Below are 21,970 nucleotides of genomic sequence, written 5' to 3'. Positions count from 1 at the left end.
ATCGCTTCTGAATTGAAGTTCAGGCCGGCAGGATGGCGCCTTCCAGCGTGGTGAGCTGGCCAAGAAACTGTTCCGCCTTGCTGCGCGCCTGGTCGTCCTTGGCGTCGGCGGCGTCTTCCCTGGCTTCCTGGATGCGGCGGGCGAGATCGGCGCGGTCGACATCCTTCACCGCGACCGCCGATTCCGCCAGCAGCGTGCAGCCGGCCGGGACGATGTCGGCGAAGCCACCGAACACGACATAGCGTTCTTCGCCGCCCGAGGCGTTCTTCACCGTGACGACGCCCGGCTTGATCGTGGTCATGACCGGTGCGTGATGCGCCATGACGGTCATCTCGCCTTCGGCGCCCGGGATGACGACGGATTCGACCTCGGCGGAAACCAGCAGGCGCTCCGGCGAGACCAGTTCGAATTTGAAAGCTTCAGCCATGATCAAATTAGCGAGTAGGGAATAGTGAGTAGGAAGTAGGGAGAGAGGACAACCGCCCGATCACCCAGCTGCTATTCACTACTGACTACTGACTACTCCCTATTCCCTTGATTAAGCCGCTTCAGCCGCGAGGCGCTGTGCCTTCTCGACCGCTTCGTCGATGCCGCCGACCATGTAGAAGGCGGCTTCCGGCAGATGGTCATAGTCGCCATTGCAGAGGCCCTTGAAGCCCTTGATGGTGTCGGCGAGGTCGACCAGCTTGCCCGGCGCGCCGGTGAACACTTCGGCGACGAAGAACGGCTGCGACAGGAAGCGCTCGATCTTGCGGGCGCGGGCCACCGTCTGCTTGTCCTCTTCCGAGAGTTCGTCCATGCCCAGGATGGCGATGATGTCCTGCAGCGACTTGTAGCGCTGGAGGATCGACTGCACCTGGCGGGCAACGCCATAGTGCTCCTCGCCGACGACCAGCGGGTCGAGCATGCGCGAGGTCGAGTCCAGCGGATCGACGGCCGGATAGATGCCCTTTTCGGCGATCGAACGGTTCAGCGTCGTCGTCGCGTCAAGGTGAGCGAACGAGGTCGCCGGCGCTGGGTCGGTCAAGTCGTCGGCCGGCACGTAGATCGCCTGCACCGAGGTGATCGAGCCCTTGGTGGTGGTGGTGATGCGTTCCTGCAGCGCGCCCATGTCGGTGGCGAGCGTCGGTTGATAGCCCACGGCCGACGGGATACGGCCGAGCAGCGCCGACACTTCCGAGCCCGCCTGCGTGAAGCGGAAGATGTTGTCGACGAAGAACAGCACGTCCTGGCCCTGGTCGCGGAAATATTCGGCGACCGTCAGGCCGGTCAGGCCGACGCGGGCACGCGCGCCCGGCGGCTCGTTCATCTGGCCGTACACCAGCGCCGCCTTCGAGCCTTCACCGCCGCCCTTCTTGTTGACGCCGGATTCGATGAATTCGTGATAGAGGTCGTTGCCTTCGCGGGTGCGCTCGCCGACGCCGGCGAACACCGAGTAACCGCCATGCGCCTTGGCGATGTTGTTGATCAGTTCCTGGATCAGCACGGTCTTGCCGACGCCGGCGCCGCCGAACAGGCCGATCTTGCCGCCCTTGGCGTAGGGTGCGAGCAGGTCGAGCACCTTGATGCCGGTGATCAGGATCTGCGCTTCCGTCGACTGTTCGATATAGGCCGGAGCCGGCTGATGGATCGAGCGCAATTCGACCGCGTCGACCGGGCCTGCCTCGTCGACCGGCTCGCCGATGACGTTGATGATGCGGCCGAGCATGCCCGGGCCGACCGGCACGGCGATCGGGCCGCCGGTGTCGCGCACTTCCTGGCCACGCACCAGACCTTCGGTGGAGTCCATGGCGATACAGCGCACGGTGTTTTCACCCAGATGCTGGGCAACTTCGAGCACCAGTCGGTTGCCGACATTGTTGGTCTCGAGCGCGTTCAGGATCGGCGGCAGATGCTCGCCGAACTGCACGTCGACGACAGCGCCGATGACCTGGCGGACCTTGCCGACAACGCCGGTGGCCTTGGTGGCCATGGCTTGCGTCTTGGCAGCGGCGGCCTTGGCCGGCGCTGCTGCTGGCTTGGCCGGAGCCGCCTTTGCTGCCGCTGCCGGAGCCTTGGCCGCCTTCGTGGGGGCTGCTGTCTTCGGGGTCGCTGCTTTCGCCATCGTCTTTACCCTTTTCGTCCTTTGTTTCTCACGCGGTCCGGTTCGCGGGCCAATGACCCGCAGACCGCGCCTAGAGCGCCTCGGCGCCCGAAATGATTTCGATCAGTTCCTTGGTGATCTGCGCCTGCCGCTGGCGGTTGTAGGTGATCGACAGCTTGTTGATCATCTCGCCGGCGTTGCGCGTCGCATTGTCCATGGCGCTCATCTTGGCGCCCATTTCGCCCGCCGCGTTTTCGAGCAGCGCGCGGAATACCTGCACCGCGATGTTGCGCGGGATGAGGTCGGACAGGATTTCGCCCGGCTCCGGCTCATACTCGTAGACGGCGCTGGCGCCATCCTCCGACTCGGGCTGAGCCGAAGAGGCGGATGCCGCCGGAATGATCTGCTGCGCGGTCGGAACCTGGCTGATCACCGACTTGAACTGCGAGTAGAACAGCGTGCAGACGTCGAAGGCGCCCTCGTTGAAAAGGTGGATGACCTTGCGGGCGATCGCATCGGCATTGACGAAGCCGAGCGTCTTGACCTCGCGCAGATCGACGCGTTCGATGATCATCGCGGCATAGTCGCGGCGCAGGATGTCGAAACCCTTCTTGCCGACGCAGATGATCTTGACCTGCTTGCCATCGGCCAGAAGCCGGCGGATATGGTCGCGGGCATGACGGGCGATCTGCGAATTGAAGCCGCCGCACAGGCCGCGCTCGGCGGTGCAGACGACAAGCAGATGCACGTCGTCCTTGCCGGTTCCAGTCATCAGCGCCGGGGCATCGCCACCGCCACCGACAGCCTGGGTGATGTTGGCCAGGACGGAACCCATGCGCTCCGAATAGGGACGCGCCGCTTCCGCCGCCTCTTGCGCACGGCGCAGCTTCGCCGCGGCGACCATCTGCATCGCCTTGGTGATCTTCTGCGTCGCCTTGACCGAGGCGATACGGTTACGAAGGTCTTTTAATGAAGGCATGCTTCAAACCTGATCCCGTCTTGCACTTCGCTCAGGCGAAGGTCTTGGCGAAGGCGTCGATCTCGGCCTTCAGCTTGGCGCGCAGATCGTCCGAAAGCGCCTTTTCCTTGCGGATGGCGTCGAGGACGTCCTTGCCGGCCGAACGCATGTGGCTGAGCAGGCCGTGCTCGAACTTGCCGACCTGGTTGACCGGCAGCTTGTCGAGATAGCCGTTGACGCCGGCGAAGATCACCGCGACCTGCTCTTCGGTCTTCAGCGGCGAGAACTGCGGCTGCTTCAACAGCTCCGTCAGGCGCGAGCCGCGGTTGAGCAGGCGCTGCGTGGCGGCGTCGAGATCCGAGCCGAACTGCGCGAAAGCAGCCATTTCGCGGTATTGCGCGAGCTCGCCCTTGATCGAGCCGGCAACCTGCTTCATCGCCTTGATCTGCGCCGAGGAACCGACGCGCGACACCGACAGGCCGACGTTGACGGCCGGACGAATGCCCTGGAAGAACAGGTTGGTTTCTAGGAAGATCTGGCCGTCGGTGATCGAGATCACGTTGGTCGGGATGTAGGCCGACACGTCGTTGGCCTGCGTTTCGATGACCGGCAGCGCGGTCAGCGAGCCGCCGCCCAGATCGTCGTTGAGCTTGGCGGCGCGCTCGAGCAGGCGCGAGTGCAGGTAGAAGACGTCGCCCGGATAGGCTTCGCGGCCCGGCGGACGGCGCAGCAACAGCGACATCTGGCGATAGGCCACCGCCTGCTTCGACAGATCGTCATAGCTGATCAGCGCATGCATGCCGTTGTCGCGGAAATATTCGCCCATGGTGCAGGCCGTGAACGGCGCCAGGAACTGCATCGGCGCCGGATCGGAAGCGGTGGCGGCGACGATGATCGAATATTCGAGCGCGCCGCGCTCTTCCAGCACCTTGACGAACTGCGCGACGGTCGAGCGCTTCTGGCCGACGGCGACGTAGACGCAGTAGAGCTTTTCCTTCTCGGGGCCGTTGTCGTGCACCGACTTCTGGTTGAGCATCGTATCGAGGATGATGGCGGTCTTGCCGGTCTGGCGATCGCCGATGACCAGCTCGCGCTGGCCACGGCCGACCGGGATCAGCGCGTCGATGGCCTTGAGACCGGTCGACATCGGCTCGTTCACCGACTTGCGCGGGATGATGCCCGGCGCCTTGACGTCGACGCGCTTGCGCTCGGTCGCCTTGATTGGACCCTTGCCGTCGATCGGATTGCCGAGCGCGTCGACGACGCGGCCAAGCAGGCCGGGGCCGACAGGCGCATCGACGATGGCGCCGGTGCGCTTGACGGTGTCGCCTTCCTTGATGTCGCGGTCGGCGCCGAAGATGACGACGCCGACATTGTCGGCTTCGAGGTTGAGCGCCATGCCGCGGATGCCGCCGGGGAATTCGACCATTTCGCCGGCCTGGACATTGTCGAGACCGTAGACGCGGGCGATGCCGTCACCGACGGACAGCACCTGTCCGACTTCGGAGACCTCGGCCTCCTTGCCGAAATTCTTGATCTGGTCTTTCAGAATTGCGGAAATTTCCGCGGCGCGGATGTCCATCAGCCGACCTCTTTCAGTGCAAGCTTGAGCGAATTGAGTTTGGTTTTGAGCGACGTATCGATCTGGCGCGAGCCCATCTTGACCACCAGCCCGCCGAGCAGCGACGGGTCGACGGTGACGGAAATGGCCACGTCCTTGCCGGCAACGCTCTTCAGCGCCGCCTTGAGTTCGGTCTGCTGCGCCGCCGTCAGCTCATGCGCCGAAGTGACTTCGGCGGCAGCCTCACCACGGTGCTCGGCGGCGATCTGGCGGAACGCCTTGATCATGCCGGGCACCGCGAACAGGCGGCGGTTCTTGGCGACGACGCGCAGGAAATTGCCTGTCAGTCCGGTGATGCCGGCCTTGTCGGCGATCGCCGCAATGGCCTTGGCCTGGTCCTCGCTGGAAAACACCGGGCTGTTGATCAGCCGGCTGAGGTCCGCGCTGCCCGCCAGCAATGCCTCGAAACCGTTGAGGTCAGCCTCGACCTTGGCCACGGAATTTGCCTGCGATGCCAGTTCGAACAGCGAACCGGCATAGCGTTCTGCGACACCTGAGATTGGCGATGACGATTGAGCCACGGACCGTCTTTTCTCTTGTCTGACAGGCCGCAGATTGTTGGCGCGAGCAAAAACTCTGGCTAAATCTTTGACCTTACTGCATTTTTCCAAGCACGGAGGCGCGGCTTCCGCTATCCCCGGCCGAAAGTCGATTGCCGTCTAGCACAGGCATTTTAAGACCGCAATGCGTCGTTCCGCATGGTTTTCAGGCACTATTGTCGCATCCGGCGAAAGATCAGGGTCCTGCGCGCCGGAATAGCCTTGGATTCAGGGCACAAAGCCGAAGGCAAAGGCGAGCGGCAAGGCCGCGAGCGCCAATTCCACCACGATCGAAACCCAATTGAAAGGTGTATTGGCGCCATCCGACATCATCGACAGCAGCCGGCCGAAGGCGGTGAACAGCCAGGAGAAGCCGAGCGCCATGTAGACCAGCGGCTGCGCGAGCAGGATGCAGCACAGGCCGACCCCGAGATAGAAGCCCGACATGCGGCCTCGCCCTTCGGCGATCGCCGCCGCCTTCTCGGGTTTCGCCTGCAGGCGCAGGATGCGGAACGCCAGAGCCGGCGCCAGGAAGAACAGAAGGCCGAGCAGGACGGTGAAGACCGCGCTCGACCAGGCCAGCCATTCGCCCTGGCTCGTCGGCCATGGAAGCGCAAAATCCATCGTGTCCCCTCGAAATGCCTGCTTGAAATTGCGGGGCATTCTAGCGGAGGAAAAATGCCGCGCCAGATGGCTCCAGCCACTTTAGGAGACGCGCATCAACCGAGCGCGAATTCCACCGCCGCCTCGGCATGGATGCGCGTCGTGTCGAAAACCGGAATGTCCAAATCGCCCTGGCCGATGAGCATGGTGATCTCGGTGCAGCCCATGATCAGGCTGTCCGCGCCCTCTTCGCCGCGCAAGCGGTTTGCCTCGGCGACATAGGCGGCCTTCGAGGTTTCGGTGACGATGCCCTGGCAGAGTTCCTCGTAGATGACGCGATGGACCATGTCGCGCCCGGCGTCGTCAGGCACCACTGGCGACAGGCCATATTTGTCGGCAAGCCGGCCCTTGTAGAAATCCTGCTCCATGGTGAAGCGTGTCGCCAGCAACGCCGGACGCTGCATGCCGGCTTTTCTGACCGCCATCGCAGTGGCATCGGCGATATGGATCAGCGGGATCGACACAGCCGCCTGCACCTGGTCGGCCAGTTTGTGCATGGTGTTGGTGCACAGGAGCAGCCCTTGCGCGCCGCCGGCCTCGAGCTTGCGCGCGGCCTCGGTCAGAAGCGCGCCGGCGCCGTCCCAATCGCCGTGATGCTGCCGCTCAGCGATCTCGGCGAAATCGAACGACCAGAGCAGCAGCTTCGCCGAATGCAGCCCACCCAGCCGCTCGCGCACGATCTCGTTGAGCAGGCGATAATAGATGGCAGTCGATTCCCAGCTCATGCCGCCGAGCAGGCCAAGGGTTTTCATTGATCTTTCCGTTTCTCTCGCCGAGACAACTGTAGCTGAAATTGAGTCCCTACAAAAAACTCTGCGGGTCGATGTCGACCTGCACCCGGGTCGAGCCGCGCTGCTTCGGTCCGTTGGCGAGCATGGCCCGGATAAAACCTTGCATGTCGGCGCGTCGTTCGCCCTGGATCAGCAGGCGGAAGCGGTGGCGTCCGCCGAGCAGGGACAGCGGTGCTTCCGCCGGCCCGAGCACGAACAGGTCCGACGCTTCCGGTGCCGCGCGGCGCAGGCCGCGTGCATGGCCCTCCGCCTCCGCCCGCGTCACCGCGCTGACGATGACGCCTGCCAGTCGGCCGAAGGGCGGCAAGGCGGCGCGCTCGCGCTCCGAAATCTCACGCTGGTAGAAAGACTCGGCATCGCCTGAGACGATCGCCCGCATCACCGGATGGTCGGGCTGGAAGGTCTGCAGCAGGCCAAGGCTCTTCTTGCCGGTGCGGCCGGCACGGCCGGTCACCTGGCTGAGCAGCTGGAAGGTACGCTCGGCGGCGCGCGGATCGCCATTGGCGAGGCCGAGGTCGGCGTCGACGACGCCGACCAGCGTCATGTTCGGGAAATTGTGACCCTTGGCGACCAGTTGCGTGCCGATGACGATATCGGCCTCGCCATTGGCGATTGCCTCCAGCTCCAGCCGCAACCGCCGTACGCCCCCCATGATGTCCGACGACAGCACGATGGTGCGCGCGTCCGGGAAATGCGTGACGACCTCCTCGGCAATGCGCTCGACCCCCGGCCCGCAAGCAACCAGATGATCGAGCGTGCCGCATTCCGGGCAGGCTTCGGGACGGCGCTCATTGTGACCGCAGTGATGACACACCAACTGGCCGCGAAAGCGGTGTTCGACCAGCCAGGCCGAGCACACCGGGCAGCCGAAACGGTGGCCGCAGACCCGGCACAGCGTCAGCGGCGCATAACCGCGCCGGTTGAGGAACAGCAGCGACTGCTCCTTCTTCTCCAGTGTCCGGCGCATATGGTCGATCAGCACCGGCGACAGGAAGCCGCCACGGGCGGGCGGCGCGCGGCGCATGTCGATCGACTTGAGATCGGGAAGTGCCGCCTCGGCGAAGCGTGCGGAAAGCACAGCCCTTGCATAGCGGCCCTGGCTGGCATTGACCCGGCTCTCGACCGACGGCGTCGCCGACGCCAGGACCACGGGGAAGCCGCCTATATGGCCGCGCACGACAGCCATGTCGCGCGCATTGTAGAAGACGCGGTCTTCCTGCTTGTAGGCGGGGTCGTGCTCCTCGTCGACGACGATCAGGCCAAGCTCCCGGAACGGCAGGAACAGCGCCGAGCGGGCGCCGGCAACGACGCGCACGCCGCCTTCCGCCACTTGCCGCCAGACTTTTTCACGCATTCGCGGCGGCAGGTCCGAATGCCATTCGCCCGGCTTGGCGCCGAAACGTTGCTGGAAGCGTTCCAGAAAGGCATGCGTCAAGGCGATTTCCGGCAGCAGGATGAGCACCTGCTTGCCCTGCTCGAGCGCGGCCGCCACAGCCTCGAAATAGACCTCCGTCTTGCCCGAACCGGTGACGCCGTCGAGCAACGCGACGTTGAACTCGCCGGCCGCGACATTGGCGCGCAGCATCGACGCGGCCTCGTTCTGGTCCGGCATCAGTTCCGGAACGGCATAGCTTGGGTCAGGCGCGGCCACCACAGGCCGCGGCGGGATCATCACCGTCTCGAACACGCCTTGCGCCTTCAGCCCGTCGATCACGGTCGACGACACGCCCGCGGCATGGGCAAGCCCGGAGCGCGTCCAGGCAAGGCCACCTTCGGCCGTCTCCAGCACGCGTGCCCTGGCATCGGTCATCCGGTCGGGTACGAGCAGGGTGCGCTGCAGCCCTTCGATCCAGGGTTCGGGATCAAACGCCTCCGGCGCCCTGAGCAGCATGCGCGCCACCATGCCCGGCGCCGACAGCGTGTACTGCGCCACCCAGTCGACGAAGCGGCGCATGGCACGGTCGATCGGCGGACAGTCGAAAACCTGCTCGATCGGGCGCAATTTCCTGGCGTCGACCTGCTCGACCGCGCCGTCCCAGACAATGCCGGCGACCTGGCGAGGCCCAAGCGGCACGCGCACGATCGAACCCGGCACCACGCGCATGCCGACCGGCACGGCATAGGTGTAGGGGCGTTCGGCCGGCATCGGCACCAGCACCGGCGCGGCCGCGACAAAGGGCGAATCTTCGATCATGAGGCGTGACCTTGCCCTGACTTTGGTCTAGATCAAAGAGCAACGCTGAACGTGCCTTCCCAAGCACGACGAAATCGTCAGGAGACCCGCCATGAAATTTTTTGCCGACACCGCCGATATCAAAGAGATCAAGGAACTGAACGATCTGGGACTGCTCGATGGCGTCACCACCAATCCCTCGCTGATCCTGAAATCGGGCGGCAAGATCATCGAGGTCACCAAGCAGATCTGCGACATCGTCGAAGGCCCTGTCTCGGCCGAGGTCGTGGCGACCGAGTTCAAGGACATGATGGCCGAAGCCAAGGTGCTGGCCAAGATCGCGCCCAATATTGCCATCAAGGTGCCGCTGACACTGGACGGCCTGAAGGCCTGCAAGACCATCCGCACCGAGATGAACCGCATGGTCAACGTCACGCTGTGCTTCTCGGCCAACCAGGCGCTGCTCGCGGCCAAGGCCGGCGCGTCCTTCATCTCGCCCTTCGTCGGCCGCATCGACGATACCGGCTCGGACGGCATGGAGGTGATCCAGGAGATCCGTCAGATCTACGACAATTACGACTTCCAGACCGAGATCCTGACCGCTTCCGTGCGCACGGTGAACCACGTCAAGCAGGCGGCTCTCATCGGCGCCGACGTCATCACCGCGCCGCCGGCGACGCTGAAGGCGCTGGTCAATCATCCGCTGACAGACAAGGGCCTTGCCGCTTTCCTCGCCGACTGGGCCAAGACCGGCCAGAAGATCAGCTGAGCGATCCGCTACCGGATATGAAAAAAGGCCGGGCAACCGGCCTTTTTTCATGCGCTGTGGATCAAGAGAGAAGCCTGCCCGTCAGTCCGTGCCATCGTCGGGGAGCGCGGTCGGCGACGGGCGCTTGCCCGCCATGATCTCGCGCTTGCCGACATGGTTGGGCGCGCCGACCAGGCCTTCCTTCTCCATGCGCTCGACCAGTGAAGCGGCGCGGTTGTAACCGATGCCGAGGCGGCGCTGGATGTAGGACGTCGAACATTTCTTGTCGCGCAACACCACCTTGACCGCCTCGTCATAGCTGGAATCGCCATCCTCGGCGGCAACGGCTCCCTTATCGAAGACCGCTCCCTGGTCGCCTTCCTCGTCCTCTTCGTCCTCGTCGGCCGTCACGGTCTCCAGATATTCGGGGCGGCCCTGCGCCTTCAGATGCGCCACGACATGCTCGACCTCGGCGTCGGAAACAAAGGGGCCGTGCACGCGGGCGATGCGCCCGCCGCCCATCATGTGCAGCATGTCGCCCTGGCCGAGCAGTTGCTCGGCGCCCTGTTCGCCCAGGATGGTGCGGCTGTCGATCTTCGACGTCACCTGGAAGGAGATGCGGGTCGGAAAATTGGCCTTGATCGTGCCGGTGATGACGTCGACCGAAGGCCGCTGCGTCGCCATGATCAGGTGAATGCCGGCGGCGCGCGCCATCTGCGCCAGGCGCTGGATGGCGCCTTCGATCTCCTTGCCGGCGACCATCATCAGGTCGGCCATCTCGTCGACGATGACGACGATGTAGGGCATCGGCGCCAGGTCGATCTCCTGCTGTTCGAACAGCGGCTCGCCGGTGCCCTTCTCGAAGCCGGCCTGCACGGTCATGACGACCGTCTCGCCCTTGTCCCGGGCTTGGGCGGCGCGCTCATTGTAGCCGTCGATGTTGCGCACGCCGAGCCGCGCCATCTTGCGATAGCGATCTTCCATCTCGCGCACCGCCCATTTGAGCGCGGTTACGGCCTTCTTGGGATCCGTGACGACGGGGGTGAGAAGGTGCGGGATGCCGTCATAGACGGACAGCTCGAGCATCTTTGGATCGACCATGATCAGCCGGCATTCTTCCGGCTTCAGCCGGTAGAGCAGCGACAGGATCATGGTGTTGATGGCGACCGACTTGCCCGAGCCGGTGGTGCCGGCGACGAGCAGATGCGGCATTTTCGCCAGCTCGGCGATGACGGGTTCGCCGCCGATCGTCTTGCCCAGGCAAAGCGCCAGCTTGCAGCTGGTCTTGCGGAAGCCCTGCGATTCAATCAGTTCGCGGAAATAGACGGTTTCGCGGGTCTCGTTCGGCAACTCTATGCCAATGACGTTGCGGCCGGGCACCACGGCGACGCGCGCCGAGACCGCCGACATGGAACGGGCGATGTCGTCGGCGAGACCAATGACGCGGGAGGATTTGACGCCAGGCGCCGGCTCGAACTCGTAGAGGGTGACGACCGGGCCGGGGCGTACGTGGATGATCTCGCCGCGCACGCCGAAATCCTCCAGCACGCTTTCCAGGAGATCGGCATTCTGCTCGAGCCGCTCCTGCGACATGTAGAAGCCCTGCCCTTCCGGCGGCTGCTGCAGCAGTTCCTCGGAGGGAAGCTCGTAGCTTTCGCCCGTCACCGGCCGCGCAACCTTGCCAGCCATGGGCAGCGACGGTGCGCGCATGGCGGGAACGGCTTCCTCCGCGCGCTGCACAAGTGGGGCGGCGCTGCTTGCAGCAGGCGCCATCGCGGCCGTCGTCCGAGCCTGCCGGGCAGCCCTGCCCGCCGGAACGGGCTGCACGGCCACGGCCTCGTTGGAGTTGGCCGGAAACACGTCCGGCGTGGCGGACGGGGCCTGGCCTGGAAGGCATTCGATGACGCGGAACAGGGCGGTGACATCGGCTACGGCGGGCGCGGAGATATCGGCCCGCGCCGCGGCAACCGGCGGAGCCGGGACCGGTGCGCGCGAAACCGGGCTGACTGAGCGGCCCGGCGACGTAACGTCAACCAGAAGCGGCGCCAAGCCCTCGAAGAAGGCGTGATCCGAAAGATAGGGCCGTCGGGCTTTTTCAGCGGTGGCTGCTTTGAGCGGCGCGCCATTCCCGACGACGGACGCCGGGCGCGTGGCCGCTTGAGCGGGCACCTTCGGAGCCGCGGGCGGAACACCTTGCGACGTCTCGCCGCGTGCTGGCTGAGCGGGCGCGGCCGGCGACGGTCCGCGATGCATGACGGCGCCAGCTTGCTGCGTCGGCAGCGCCTGCGGGCCACCCTGCTCGGCAACCTCGCCATGCAGCTGGCGATGCTTGGGCTCATAGTCCGGCGTGCGTGTAAAACGCACATTGGGCGCAAGGAAAAAATACTCTTGCCAGGCAGGGCTTTCAGTGTCGCCCTGCGGGAAACCATTGTCCGCCGCAGGCTTCCCATTCGGCCCACCGGAGGGGCTCCTGTCGCCGCCGGGAACAGCAACCCGCCCGGAATGGCCCGAAGCACCGGACTGGCGGACATCCACCTTGCCGCGCGGGCCGCCGGCGCGCTCCCCTTCGGGGTCATCGGGCGAAGCTGTGTGCAACGAATTGACCCGAGAAAAACGCCTGGCTTCCATGCTCAAGACTCACTGTGGAACGTCTGCTGAGCAATAGGGAGCGAGTGGTTAACAGTTGCTTCCGTCAGTGCCGTTGGAGCGACCGAAAAATATCTTTCGCGGCGATGCCGAAGGATCCGGATTCGAGCGCTGGATCGAATTCGATGATCCATCCATGTGTGCGGGCCGAGCATGAGCAAGCGCCGCCCTTGGCCATCGGGAAACGGCCGGCACCAGGATCGAGAGGAGGACGTCTTTCGGAACGAAGAGTATCGCTAGCTGGCCGTCTTGCCGTGCCGGGCCAGATCCTGGGCGATGGACAGTTGCAGGGCTTCGGCCAGTTCGCGCGCGGCACGGTTCTCGGCATCGATCTGCGCCCGGTAGGAAGCAAACTCTTGACGCGGCCTGTCGAAGGACGAGGTGATCGCCCGCTTGCCGACCGCGATCACCGCGCCGGTTTTCGCGTCGGTCAGCGTGTAGCCGGCGGTCAGCGTCACCGAACCGGCGGTCGGCTCGTCCTGGTCGGTTCCAACCTGGACCAGCGCCGAGGATTCAACGGCTTCGGTCACGCTGAGATCGAGCGAATAAAGCGGCGAAGCCGGTTCGCCGGCGCCGCGCCCGAACCCGAAGATCAGGTTGTTGCGCACCTGCTGGGCATAACGCGTCCGGACCGGCTTGACGGCGATCGACGCCAACTCGGCGTTCGCGGTGGAGCCGGTCGACAGCGGCGCGCTCGAATAGAGCGGCCGCACCTGGCAGGCCGAGACGAGCGCAAGCGAGCCGACGAGGCCGGCAAGCGCGATGCGGCGCAGCAAACGGCTCAACTCTGTCTTTTCCCGATCAGGCAACGACATTGACGATCCTCTGCGGCACGATGATCACCTTGCGCGGAGCCTTGCCTTCTAGTGCTTTCTGCACGAAGTCGAGAGCCAAGACCGCTTTTTCGACCGCACCTTGGTCCGCGTCGCGGGCAATTGTCAAATCCCCCCGCTTCTTGCCGTTGACCTGCACCGGATAGGTGACTTCGTTGTCGACGACCAGCGCCGGATCGAAGACCGGCCACGGCCGTTCGGCAACCAGATCGGTGCCGCCCAACTCCTCCCAGCACTCTTCGGCAAGGTGCGGCATGACAGGCGCGATCAGGTGCACCATGATCTCCACGGCCTCGCGGCAGGCGCTTTTCAGCGCCGTATCGGCCTTGCCTTCCGCCACCTCGTTGAGCGGGGCGGTCAGCGCGTTGGCCAGTTCATAGATGCGGGCAATGGCACGGTTGAAGGCGAGCTTTTCGATGTCTTCGCCGACCGCCTTCAGGATTTTGTGCGCGGCCTTGGAAACGGCCCCGGCCTCGCCATCATTGGTCGCCTTGGGCGTGACCCCTGCCAGCGTCTCGGCCGCCGTCGACACCAGCCGCCAGATGCGCTGCATGAAGCGGTGCGCGCCGGCGGCACCGTCGTCGGTCCACTCGACATCGCGTTCGGGCGGCGAATCCGACAGCATGAACCAGCGCGCCGTGTCGGCGCCGTAGCCGTCGGTGATGTCTTCCGGGCTCACCGTGTTCTTCTTCGACTTCGACATCTTCTCGAGCGGGCCGATGGTGACCGCCTCGCCGGTGGCGATGTCGATGGCGCGGCGCTTGCCGTCGACGTCCTCCAGCCGCACTTCGGTCGGCGCCAGCCAGCGGCCATTCGATGCCGTGCCGACGCGGTAGGTTTCGTGCACCACCATGCCTTGCGTGAACAGGCCCTTGAACGGTTCGGCCAGGTCGACATGGCCGGTCTCGCGCATGGCGCGGGTGAAGAAGCGCGAATAGAGCAGATGCAGGATCGCATGCTCGATGCCGCCAATATACTGGTCGACCGCCAGCCACTCGTTCGCCGCCTTGGGATCGGTCGGATCATGCGCCCAGGGTGCCGTGAAACGGGCGAAATACCAGGACGAGTCGACGAACGTGTCCATCGTGTCGGTTTCGCGCCGGGCGTCCTTGCCGCATTGCGGGCACTTCACATGCCGCCACGTCGGATGCCGGTCGAGCGGATTGCCCGGCCGGTCGAAATCGACATCGTCCGGCAGCTTGACCGGCAGGTCGGCCTTCGGCACCGGCACCACGCCGCAATTCTCGCAATGGATCATCGGGATCGGGCAGCCCCAGTAGCGCTGGCGCGAAATGCCCCAGTCGCGCAGGCGGAAATTCACCTTGCGCTCGGCCATCGGCCGGTTGCCGATCGTCTTCTGTTCCAGCAGGGTCGCGACCTCGTCGAAAGCCCGGTCCGGTTTCATGCCATCGAGGAAGCGCGAATTGATCATCGCGCCATCGTCGACATAGGCCTCGTCGATGATCTGGAAAGCCGACGGGTTTTCGCCGTCCGGCATCACCACCGGCACCACCGGCAGGCCGTATTTGTTTGCGAAGTCGAGGTCGCGCTGGTCATGCGCCGGGCAGCCGAAGATGGCGCCGGTGCCGTATTCCATCAGCACGAAATTGGCGACATAGACCGGCAGCGTCCAGGTATCGTCGAAGGGATGGACGACGCGGATACCGCTGTCAAAACCCTTCTTCTCGGCCGTCTCCAGCGCCGCCACCGAAGTGCCCATATGGCGCACTTCGTCGATGAACTTCGCCAGCGCCGGATCGGTCTCCGCGGCCTTCTTGGCCAGCGGATGATCGGCGGCGATCGCCATGAAGGAAGCACCGAAAATAGTGTCGGGCCGCGTCGTATAGACTTCCAGCTCATGCTCGCCGGCAATTTCCGAGGCCAGCGGCCAGCGGATCAGCAAGCCTTCCGAACGGCCGATCCAGTTCTGCTGCATCAGCTTCACTTTTTCGGGCCATTCATCGAGGCCGTCCAGTGACTCCAGCAGGTCCTGCGCGAAATCGGTGATCTTGAAGAACCATTGCGTCAGTTCGCGCTGTTCGACCAGCGCGCCGGAGCGCCAGCCGCGCCCGTCGATGACCTGCTCGTTGGCGAGCACCGTCATGTCCTCTGGGTCCCAGTTGACCTTGGAGGATTTGCGCGTCACCAGCCCCTTCGCGACGAAATCGAGGAACAGCATCTGCTGGCGGTGATAGTAATCGACGTCGCAGGTGGCGAATTCGCGCGCCCAATCCAGCGACAGGCCCATCACCTTGAGCTGCTCGCGCATGGTGGCGATGTTCTGGTAGGTCCATTCCTTGGGATGGACCTTGTTCTGCATCGCCGCGTTCTCGGCCGGCATGCCGAAGGCGTCCCAGCCCATCGGATGCAGCACGTTGAAGCCCTTGGCCCGCTTGTAGCGCGCCACCACGTCGCCCATCGTATAATTGCGGGTATGGCCGATATGGATGCGCCCCGAAGGGTAGGGGAACATCTCCAGCACGTAGTATTTCGGGCGCGGATCGTCATTGTGCGCTTCGAAAAGCTTCTTTTCGGCCCAGGCCTTCTGCCATTTGGGCTCTGACGCGCGCGGATTGTATCGTTCGGTTGCCATGGGACGTTTTTCACTTAAAAGCATGCGGACTGCGGGCAAGAGCCCGGCAGTTCACGAAATGTGGTCCGGGTGTTCACCATGGTTTGGCAAACCCGTCAACCATATGGGCGTCGCGGCTGACAAAAACGCGGGTCAAAACAGCAGGATTTGCATATGGGCGACACCGTTCAGCAGTTTTTCGCGGTCAAGGCGAAAATCGCCGCCGCCGAGCAGGAGGCGGGCCGTGAAGCCGGCGCGGTGACGCTGGTGGCGGTCTCCAAGACCTTCGACGCCGTCGATATCCAACCGGTGATCGAGGCCGGCCAGCGCGTCTTCGGCGAGAACCGCGTCCAGGAAGCACAGGGCAAATGGCCTGCTCTGAAGGAAGCTTTCCCGGATATCGAACTGCACCTGATCGGCCCGCTGCAGTCGAACAAGGCCAGGGAGGCGGTGGCGCTGTTCGACGTCATCGAGACCATCGACCGCGACAAGATCGCCGCCGAACTCGCCAAGGAAATCGCCAGGCAAGGCCGTGCGCCAAAGCTCTATGTCCAGGTGAACACCGGCTCCGAACCGCAGAAGGCCGGCATCGAACCGCGCGAGGCGGTCGCCTTCGTCAAGCGTTGCCGGGAAGTCCACGGCCTCGCCATCGAAGGCCTGATGTGTATTCCGCCGGCCGACGAAAACCCCGGCCCGCATTTCGCCCTGTTGGAGAAGCTCGGCAAGGAAGCGGGCATCGCCAAACTGTCGATGGGCATGTCCGGCGACTACGAGACCGCGATCGCCTTCGGCGCCACCAGCGTCAGGGTCGGTTCGGCGATTTTTGGAAGCAGGTAGTCCGGCCTGAACCGCCGGCTTGCTGCGTCATGAGTCGGATGCTATATCTAGCCAAGCTAGCTAGGAGCAGTCTATGAACTGGCATCTTCAGGACGCAAAGAACAATTTTTCCAAGCTGGTCCAACGCGCGAGAAGCGAGGGACCGCAGACGGTGACGTTGCGCGGCGAGCGTGCTGCGGTGGTTCTCTCCGCCGAGGATTACGACCGTCTGGCTGGAAAGAAAAAGTCGTTGGCTGAGTATCTTTTGACTGGCCCGGTTTGGGACGACGATTTCGCCGAGGAGGTCAACCGTCGCCCGGAAACGATGATCCGGAACGTCGATCTCTGATGTATCTGCTCGATACGAACATCGTTTCCGATGTGCAGAGGCAGCTACCCAGGCCGACTGAATGGCTGGCTTCGGTGGATCCAACATCGGTGAATCTCAGCGTCATTACCCTTGGTGAAATCGAGCGTGGGATCGTCAAGCTGGGCAAGGTCGATTCCGAAAAAGCGACACGCCTCGATTTATGGCTACGGGAGCTTCGGCGTGACAACGCCGACCGTATCCTTGCTGTCACGGAAGATGTGGCATTGACTTCGGGCCGCATCACCGCCGGCCGAACACGAGGCAGCGCTGACACGCTCATCGCGGCAACCGCACTTGTCCATGACCTCATTCTGGTGACTCGCAATGTCACCGACTTTGAAGATACTGGTGTGACGGTGCTCAATCCCTGGGACGTCTAAGCGTTTCTTCCCGCTCGGAATGCACCACATCGTTGGGCCTGATCCACAGGCCCATTATGCCAGCACTAGAAACGAAACGTACCGTTCCTATTTGTCGCGGTGTCACCACATATTGTCCTGGAGCTTTCGCCATGCGTTACAATCAGCTTGGAAATACGGGGATGTTCGTCTCCGAACTTTGCCTCGGCACCATGACTTTCGGCGCCGCCGGCCAGAATGCCCAATGGGGCCTGATCGCCAGCCTCGACCAGAAGGGCGTCAACGAGATCGTCGGCCGCTCGATCGCCGCCGGCGTCAACTTCTTCGACACGGCCGACGTCTATTCCGTCGGCGAGTCCGAACGCCTGCTCGGCCAGTCGCTTAGGGATCTCGGTGTTCTCAGGTCGAATGTGGTCATCGCCACCAAGGTTCATGGCGCCATGGGTGAAGGCCCGAACCAGCGCGGCTCCTCGCGCGGCCACATCATGGATTCGGTCGATGCCAGCCTCGAACGGCTGCAGCTCGACCACATCGATCTCTATCAGTTGCACGGCACCGACGCGGTGACACCGATCGACGAAACGCTGCGGGCACTCGATGATCTCGTCTCCAGCGGCAAGGTTCGCTATGTCGGTGTCTCCAACTGGCAGGCATGGCGCATCGCCAAGGCGCTCGGCATCGCCGACCGCAAGGGCTTTGCCCGCTTCGAGACCATCCAGTCCTATTACTCGATCGCCGGCCGCGACCTCGAACGCGAGATCGTTCCGCTGATCAATGAGGAGAAGCTCGGCCTGATGGTGTGGTCGCCCATGTCCGGCGGGCTGCTGTCCGGCAAATACGGGCCCGGCGCACCGGGCAACGGCGAGGGCCGCCGCGCGTCCTTCAACTTCCCTCCGGTCAACGAGGACCGCGCCTGGGCGGCGGTCGCCGTCATGCGCGAGATCGCCAAGAAGCATGATGTCGGCGTCGCCACCGTGGCGCTCGGCTATGTCCTGGCCAAGCCTTTCGTGATGAGCGTGATCATCGGCGCCAGCCGCATGGACCAGCTCGAGCAGAACCTTGCCGCCACCAGCCTCGAGCTCGATGCCGACGATCTCGCCAGGCTGGACGAAGTGAGCGCCTTGCCGTCCGAATATCCCGGCTGGATGGTCGACCGCCAGAGCGCCGGCCGTCGTCCGGCGCCTTTCGTCCCGAAGGCATAGTTCGTACCGCGAGCAAGCCGGCCTTTTCGACGCCGCGTGTCCCTGGACGCGCGGCTTCGGTTACAGCCGGACGGTCTCGGCAAGAAAGTCGAGAAAGGCCCGCACCCGTGCAGGCAGGTGTTTGCCCTGGCCGACATAGACGGCATGGGTCGGCTCTTCATCGCCGGGGTTGAAGTCTTCCAGCAACTGCACCAGCCGGCCGGCGGCAATGTCGGGCTCGACATGCCAGCGCGCCAGCCGCGCAATGCCCGCCCCTGACAGTGCGGATAGCCGCATCGCCTCGCCGTCGCTCACCGTGGCGGTGCCCGCGATCGGGATCATGACCGGTGCTCCGGCCGTGTCGATGAACGGCCAGCCGTCGATGTATCGGACGAAACCGAAGGCAAGCATGTTGTGACGGCCGAGATCGCCGGGCGTCAGCGGCGTGCCGCGTGCTTGGAGATAGGCGGGCGCGGCAACCACCACCATCCGGCTCTGACCGAGCTTGCGGGCCACCAGTCGTGACTCGCGCAGCGGCCCGGCGCGTATGGCGATATCGGCGCGCTCTTCCAACAGGTCGATCACGCTGTCGGTCAGCACGGCCTCGACGGAAATTTCGGGATAGCGTTCCAGAAAGCGCGGTAGCAGCGCCATTAGCCGGTGTTGGCCGAACGGCACGTAGCTGTTGACCCTCAGCCTTCCACGCGGCGCGGCTCCTGCCGCGGCTTCACGCTCGGCCTTATCCATGTCGGCGAGCACGCGCACGCCGCTGTCGTAAAAGGCCGTTCCTTCCGGCGTGAGCTGGAGCTTGCGCGTCGAGCGGCTGACAAGCCGCGCGCCAAGCCGGGTTTCGAGCCGCGCGATCAGCTTGCTCACCGCCGAAGGTGTCATGCGCAGCCGCCGCGCGGCGGCCGAGAAGCTCCCCGCCTCGACGACACGCACGAACACTTCGATCTCGCCGGAGCGGTTGATGTCGGGTCGAGCCATCTGTGAATCCATTTCACAGGAAGTATGCCTTGGGCAAGTCTGGTTCACAACATGGCGGATCATGATCTTCCGGGCCGGGGCGCACGCTGGGCGTCCTTTGCCGACAGATGGGACCAACCGCCATGCCTCTTGCTCTCTATGCCCTCGCTGCCGGTGCCTTTGGCATCGGTGTCACCGAATTCGTCATCATGGGCCTGCTCATCGATGTCAGCAAAGACCTCGGCGTCTCGATCTCCGCCGCCGGCCAGCTGATTTCCGGCTATGCACTGGGCGTCGTCATCGGTGCACCCTTGTTGACCATCGCCACCGGCAACTGGCCGCGCAAAACCGTGCTGCTGGCGCTGATGGCGATCTTCACGATTGGCAACCTCGCCTGTGCGCTGGCGCCCGATTACTGGACGCTGATGGGTGCCCGCATCATCACCGCCTTTGCCCATGGCACTTTCTTCGGCGTTGGCTCGGTGGTCGCCACTGGTCTGGTCGCGCCCAACAAGAAGGCTTCGGCGATCGCACTGATGTTCACCGGCCTGACCATCGCCAACATCCTCGGCGTGCCCTTCGGCACCTGGCTCGGCCAGGCCTTTGGCTGGCGCGCGGCCTTCTGGGCGGTGACCGCGGTCGGCCTCGCGGCCTTCGCCGTCATCCTGGCCCTGGTGCCGCGCGGCCAGGCCGCGCTCGAGAAGAGCGACTGGCGCGCCGATCTCGCCGTGCTGCGCCGCACGCCCGTCCTGCTCGGCCTCGCCACCACGGTGCTCGGCTATGCCGGCGTCTTCGCCGTCTTCACCTACATCGTCCCGTTGCTCACCGAGATCAGCAGCTTCAGGGAAGCGGCCGTGTCGCCGATCCTGCTCGTCTTCGGCGGTGGCCTCGTCGCCGGCAATCTCGCCGGCGGCAAGGCCGCCGATCGCTGGCTGGTGCCGGCGGTGCTCGGCAGCCTCGTGGTGCTGGCGCTGGTGCTTGCCACGATGAGCTTCGCCATCCACAGCCAGGCCATGGCCGTGATCTATGTCGGCCTGCTCGGTGCCGCCGCCTTCGCCACCGTGGCGCCGCTGCAGATGTGGGTGCTGGAGAAGGCGCAAGGCGCCGGCCAGAGCCTGGCCTCATCGTTCAACATCGCCGCCTTCAATCTCGGCAATGCGGCCGGCGCCTGGCTTGGCGGCGCGGTCATCGCCCATGGCCTTGGGCTGGGTTCGCTCACCTGGGTCGCCGCCCTGCTGCCGCTCGCGGCACTCGCCGTGGCCGGCCTGGCGCTGCGCCTCGATCGTGGCACCACATCAGGCGCGCCTGCGTCTGTCCGGTCGTGACATCGGCCGACACCTGAATCGCCTCACCTATCCACAAACCACCAGGAGCAAGAAAATGGACTATCGACATCTCGGCGCATCGGGCCTGAAAGTCCCGGCGCTTTCATTCGGCGCCGGAACTTTTGGCGGTTCCGGCCCGCTGTTCAGCGCCTGGGGCAACAGCGACGCGCAAGAAGCGCGGCGGCTTATCGATATCTGCCTCGAGGCCGGCGTCAACCTCTTCGACACCGCCGACGTCTATTCGAATGGCGCCTCGGAAGAAGTGCTCGGCGAGGCGATCAAGGGCCGCCGCGACGCGGTGCTGATCTCGACCAAGACCGCGCTGCCGATGGGCGACGGGCCGGCCGACTATGGCTCGTCGCGCTCACGGCTGATCAAGTCGGTGGACGCCGCGCTGAAGCGCCTCGGCACCGACTACATCGACCTCTTGCAACTGCACGCCTTCGATGCCGGGACGCCGATCGAGGAAGTTCTGTCGACGCTGGACGGCCTCGTGCGCGCCGGCAAGCTGCGTTATGTCGGCGTCTCCAACTTCTCAGGCTGGCAAGTGATGAAGTCGCTCGGCCTGGCGGAGAAGCACGGCTACCCACGCTATGTCGCGCATCAGGTCTACTATTCGCTGCTCGGCCGCGACTATGAATGGGAGTTGATGCCGCTCGGCCTCGACCAGGGCGTCGGCGCGCTGGTGTGGAGCCCGCTCGGCTGGGGCCGCCTGACCGGCAAGATCCGCCGTGGCCTGCCCTTGCCGGAAAAGAGCCGACTGCACGAGACCGCGAGCTTCGGCCCGCCGGTCGAGGACGAGCATCTCTATCGCGTCATGGATGCCCTCGATGCGGTGGCTGAGGAAACCGGCAAGACGGTTCCGCAGATCGCCATCAACTGGCTGCTGCAGCGCCCGACCGTCTCCTCCGTCATCATCGGCGCCCGCAACGAGGAGCAGCTGCGCCAGAACCTCGGCGCCGTCGGTTGGACGCTGACGCCGGAGCAGGTGAAAAAACTCGACGCGGCAAGCGAGGTCACCGCGCCGTACCCCTATTTCCCCTATCGGCGTCAGGAAGGCTTTGCCCGGCTGAATCCGCCGGCGGTGTGATTGCGAGGACTCTAGCAGGCAAGGTCGCGGGACAGCGCCCCCCTCTGGCCTGCCGGCCATCTCCCCCTCTTGGGGGGAGATGGGATGCCGCGATGGCTTTCGCCAATCTCGAACGTTGACGGAGCGGCGGCATCACCGAACCAGTCAATCTCCCCACTTGAGGGGGAGATGTCCGGCAGGACAGAGGGGGGCGCCGTAGGGTGCCGACCTCAACAGCCATCATCGCGTTACCATCG

Annotated in this window: 19 protein-coding genes; 7 read left to right on the top strand and 12 right to left on the bottom strand. The window is 64.6% G+C overall.

Annotation, left to right across the window (positions count from 1 at the left end):
• Nucleotides 1-19 precede the first annotated feature (19 nt).
• From LB543_RS30610 to LB543_RS30575, 8 genes are all read right to left on the bottom strand, one after another.
• Entirely contained in the window at nucleotides 20-427 is a 408-nt protein-coding gene (locus LB543_RS30610; RefSeq protein WP_224616854.1) for a F0F1 ATP synthase subunit epsilon, read from the bottom strand.
• 111 nt (nucleotides 428-538) lie between these two features.
• Complete coding sequence (atpD, locus tag LB543_RS30605) at nucleotides 539-2,104, bottom strand: F0F1 ATP synthase subunit beta (RefSeq protein ID WP_224616852.1); 1,566 nt, start codon at nucleotides 2,102-2,104, stop codon at nucleotides 539-541.
• Nucleotides 2,105-2,174: 70 nt separating this feature from the next.
• A complete protein-coding gene (locus LB543_RS30600; RefSeq protein WP_224616850.1) occupies nucleotides 2,175-3,062 on the bottom strand; it encodes a F0F1 ATP synthase subunit gamma in 888 nt (295 codons plus the stop codon).
• 31 nt (nucleotides 3,063-3,093) lie between these two features.
• Nucleotides 3,094-4,623 (bottom strand): F0F1 ATP synthase subunit alpha, encoded by a 1,530-nt coding sequence (atpA, locus tag LB543_RS30595; RefSeq protein WP_140810653.1) that lies wholly within the window; start codon nucleotides 4,621-4,623, stop codon nucleotides 3,094-3,096.
• Nucleotides 4,623-5,183 (bottom strand): F0F1 ATP synthase subunit delta, encoded by a 561-nt coding sequence (locus LB543_RS30590; protein WP_224616848.1) that lies wholly within the window; start codon nucleotides 5,181-5,183, stop codon nucleotides 4,623-4,625. Before LB543_RS30590 ends, atpA begins: the two co-directional genes overlap by 1 nt.
• 246 nt (nucleotides 5,184-5,429) lie before the next feature.
• Nucleotides 5,430-5,825: a DUF4345 family protein gene (locus LB543_RS30585; protein ID WP_137933072.1), complete on the bottom strand. Its 396-nt coding sequence runs from the start codon at nucleotides 5,823-5,825 to the stop codon at nucleotides 5,430-5,432.
• A gap of 95 nt (nucleotides 5,826-5,920) precedes the next feature.
• Complete coding sequence (locus LB543_RS30580) at nucleotides 5,921-6,616, bottom strand: aspartate/glutamate racemase family protein (protein WP_224616846.1); 696 nt, start codon at nucleotides 6,614-6,616, stop codon at nucleotides 5,921-5,923.
• Nucleotides 6,617-6,665: 49 nt separating this feature from the next.
• Nucleotides 6,666-8,849: a primosomal protein N' gene (locus LB543_RS30575; RefSeq protein WP_224616844.1), complete on the bottom strand. Its 2,184-nt coding sequence runs from the start codon at nucleotides 8,847-8,849 to the stop codon at nucleotides 6,666-6,668.
• Between the two features lie 91 nt (nucleotides 8,850-8,940).
• Between LB543_RS30575 and fsa the strand changes: the two genes are divergently transcribed.
• Nucleotides 8,941-9,597, top strand: a complete 657-nt coding sequence (gene fsa, locus LB543_RS30570; protein ID WP_140754930.1) for a fructose-6-phosphate aldolase — start codon at nucleotides 8,941-8,943, stop codon at nucleotides 9,595-9,597.
• Nucleotides 9,598-9,678: 81 nt separating this feature from the next.
• Here fsa and LB543_RS30565 read toward each other — a convergent pair whose 3' ends face one another.
• From LB543_RS30565 to leuS, 3 genes are all read right to left on the bottom strand, one after another.
• Complete coding sequence (locus tag LB543_RS30565; protein ID WP_224616842.1) at nucleotides 9,679-12,204, bottom strand: DNA translocase FtsK; 2,526 nt, start codon at nucleotides 12,202-12,204, stop codon at nucleotides 9,679-9,681.
• Between the two features lie 254 nt (nucleotides 12,205-12,458).
• The gene (lptE, locus tag LB543_RS30560; protein WP_224616840.1) at nucleotides 12,459-13,037 is read right to left on the bottom strand and encodes an LPS assembly lipoprotein LptE; all 579 of its coding nucleotides are present in this window, start codon (nucleotides 13,035-13,037) and stop codon (nucleotides 12,459-12,461) included.
• On the bottom strand, nucleotides 13,024-15,648 hold the full coding sequence (gene leuS, locus LB543_RS30555) for a leucine--tRNA ligase (RefSeq protein ID WP_224616838.1): 2,625 nt from the start codon (nucleotides 15,646-15,648) through the stop codon (nucleotides 13,024-13,026). Before leuS ends, lptE begins: the two co-directional genes overlap by 14 nt.
• A gap of 153 nt (nucleotides 15,649-15,801) precedes the next feature.
• Here leuS and LB543_RS30550 point away from each other — a divergent pair, with 153 nt between their 5' ends.
• The 4 genes from LB543_RS30550 to LB543_RS30535 all read left to right on the top strand — a co-directional run bounded on the left by LB543_RS30550 (nucleotide 15,802) and on the right by LB543_RS30535 (nucleotide 18,374).
• Complete coding sequence (locus tag LB543_RS30550; protein WP_224616837.1) at nucleotides 15,802-16,464, top strand: YggS family pyridoxal phosphate-dependent enzyme; 663 nt, start codon at nucleotides 15,802-15,804, stop codon at nucleotides 16,462-16,464.
• Between the two features lie 73 nt (nucleotides 16,465-16,537).
• Nucleotides 16,538-16,792 carry a type II toxin-antitoxin system Phd/YefM family antitoxin gene (locus LB543_RS30545; protein WP_023771771.1) on the top strand — a complete coding sequence of 85 codons (255 nt, stop codon included), beginning with the start codon at nucleotides 16,538-16,540 and terminating at the stop codon, nucleotides 16,790-16,792.
• Nucleotides 16,792-17,193: a type II toxin-antitoxin system VapC family toxin gene (locus tag LB543_RS30540; RefSeq protein ID WP_224616836.1), complete on the top strand. Its 402-nt coding sequence runs from the start codon at nucleotides 16,792-16,794 to the stop codon at nucleotides 17,191-17,193. Before LB543_RS30545 ends, LB543_RS30540 begins: the two co-directional genes overlap by 1 nt.
• 131 nt (nucleotides 17,194-17,324) lie before the next feature.
• On the top strand, nucleotides 17,325-18,374 hold the full coding sequence (locus LB543_RS30535; RefSeq protein WP_224616834.1) for an aldo/keto reductase: 1,050 nt from the start codon (nucleotides 17,325-17,327) through the stop codon (nucleotides 18,372-18,374).
• Nucleotides 18,375-18,434: 60 nt separating this feature from the next.
• Here the strand turns inward: LB543_RS30535 and LB543_RS30530 are convergent, their stop codons facing one another.
• Nucleotides 18,435-19,340 (bottom strand): LysR family transcriptional regulator, encoded by a 906-nt coding sequence (locus LB543_RS30530; protein ID WP_224616832.1) that lies wholly within the window; start codon nucleotides 19,338-19,340, stop codon nucleotides 18,435-18,437.
• Between the two features lie 122 nt (nucleotides 19,341-19,462).
• Between LB543_RS30530 and LB543_RS30525 the strand changes: the two genes are divergently transcribed.
• Both LB543_RS30525 and LB543_RS30520 read left to right on the top strand, forming a co-directional pair.
• Nucleotides 19,463-20,644, top strand: a complete 1,182-nt coding sequence (locus LB543_RS30525; RefSeq protein WP_224616831.1) for an MFS transporter — start codon at nucleotides 19,463-19,465, stop codon at nucleotides 20,642-20,644.
• 55 nt (nucleotides 20,645-20,699) lie between these two features.
• Nucleotides 20,700-21,734, top strand: a complete 1,035-nt coding sequence (locus LB543_RS30520; protein WP_224616829.1) for an aldo/keto reductase — start codon at nucleotides 20,700-20,702, stop codon at nucleotides 21,732-21,734.
• Nucleotides 21,735-21,970 lie beyond the last annotated feature (236 nt).

The sequence above is a fragment of the Mesorhizobium sp. ESP7-2 genome (assembly GCF_020164715.1).
GTDB lineage: Bacteria > Pseudomonadota > Alphaproteobacteria > Rhizobiales > Rhizobiaceae > Mesorhizobium.
Note: the sequence above shows the minus strand (reverse complement) of the source record. Positions and strands in the feature narration are given on the sequence as shown.

Bases quoted from the DNA above. Each gene is read 5' to 3' on its own strand.
- LB543_RS30610 (WP_224616854.1), bottom strand. From the start codon at position 427: ATGGCTGAAGCTTTCAAATTCGAACTGGTCTCGCCGGAGCGCCTGCTG.
- leuS (WP_224616838.1), bottom strand. From the start codon at position 15,648: ATGGCAACCGAACGATACAATCCGCGCGCGTCAGAGCCCAAATGGCAG.
- LB543_RS30575 (WP_224616844.1), bottom strand. From the start codon at position 8,849: ATGATCGAAGATTCGCCCTTTGTCGCGGCCGCGCCGGTGCTGGTGCCG.
- LB543_RS30580 (WP_224616846.1), bottom strand. From the start codon at position 6,616: ATGAAAACCCTTGGCCTGCTCGGCGGCATGAGCTGGGAATCGACTGCC.
- fsa (WP_140754930.1), top strand. From the start codon at position 8,941: ATGAAATTTTTTGCCGACACCGCCGATATCAAAGAGATCAAGGAACTG.
- LB543_RS30545 (WP_023771771.1), top strand. From the start codon at position 16,538: ATGAACTGGCATCTTCAGGACGCAAAGAACAATTTTTCCAAGCTGGTC.
- LB543_RS30550 (WP_224616837.1), top strand. From the start codon at position 15,802: ATGGGCGACACCGTTCAGCAGTTTTTCGCGGTCAAGGCGAAAATCGCC.
- LB543_RS30585 (WP_137933072.1), bottom strand. From the start codon at position 5,825: ATGGATTTTGCGCTTCCATGGCCGACGAGCCAGGGCGAATGGCTGGCC.
- lptE (WP_224616840.1), bottom strand. From the start codon at position 13,037: ATGTCGTTGCCTGATCGGGAAAAGACAGAGTTGAGCCGTTTGCTGCGC.
- atpA (WP_140810653.1), bottom strand. From the start codon at position 4,623: ATGGACATCCGCGCCGCGGAAATTTCCGCAATTCTGAAAGACCAGATC.
- atpD (WP_224616852.1), bottom strand. From the start codon at position 2,104: ATGGCGAAAGCAGCGACCCCGAAGACAGCAGCCCCCACGAAGGCGGCC.
- LB543_RS30600 (WP_224616850.1), bottom strand. From the start codon at position 3,062: ATGCCTTCATTAAAAGACCTTCGTAACCGTATCGCCTCGGTCAAGGCG.
- LB543_RS30525 (WP_224616831.1), top strand. From the start codon at position 19,463: ATGCCTCTTGCTCTCTATGCCCTCGCTGCCGGTGCCTTTGGCATCGGT.
- LB543_RS30565 (WP_224616842.1), bottom strand. From the start codon at position 12,204: ATGGAAGCCAGGCGTTTTTCTCGGGTCAATTCGTTGCACACAGCTTCG.
- LB543_RS30540 (WP_224616836.1), top strand. From the start codon at position 16,792: ATGTATCTGCTCGATACGAACATCGTTTCCGATGTGCAGAGGCAGCTA.
- LB543_RS30535 (WP_224616834.1), top strand. From the start codon at position 17,325: ATGCGTTACAATCAGCTTGGAAATACGGGGATGTTCGTCTCCGAACTT.
- LB543_RS30520 (WP_224616829.1), top strand. From the start codon at position 20,700: ATGGACTATCGACATCTCGGCGCATCGGGCCTGAAAGTCCCGGCGCTT.
- LB543_RS30530 (WP_224616832.1), bottom strand. From the start codon at position 19,340: ATGGCTCGACCCGACATCAACCGCTCCGGCGAGATCGAAGTGTTCGTG.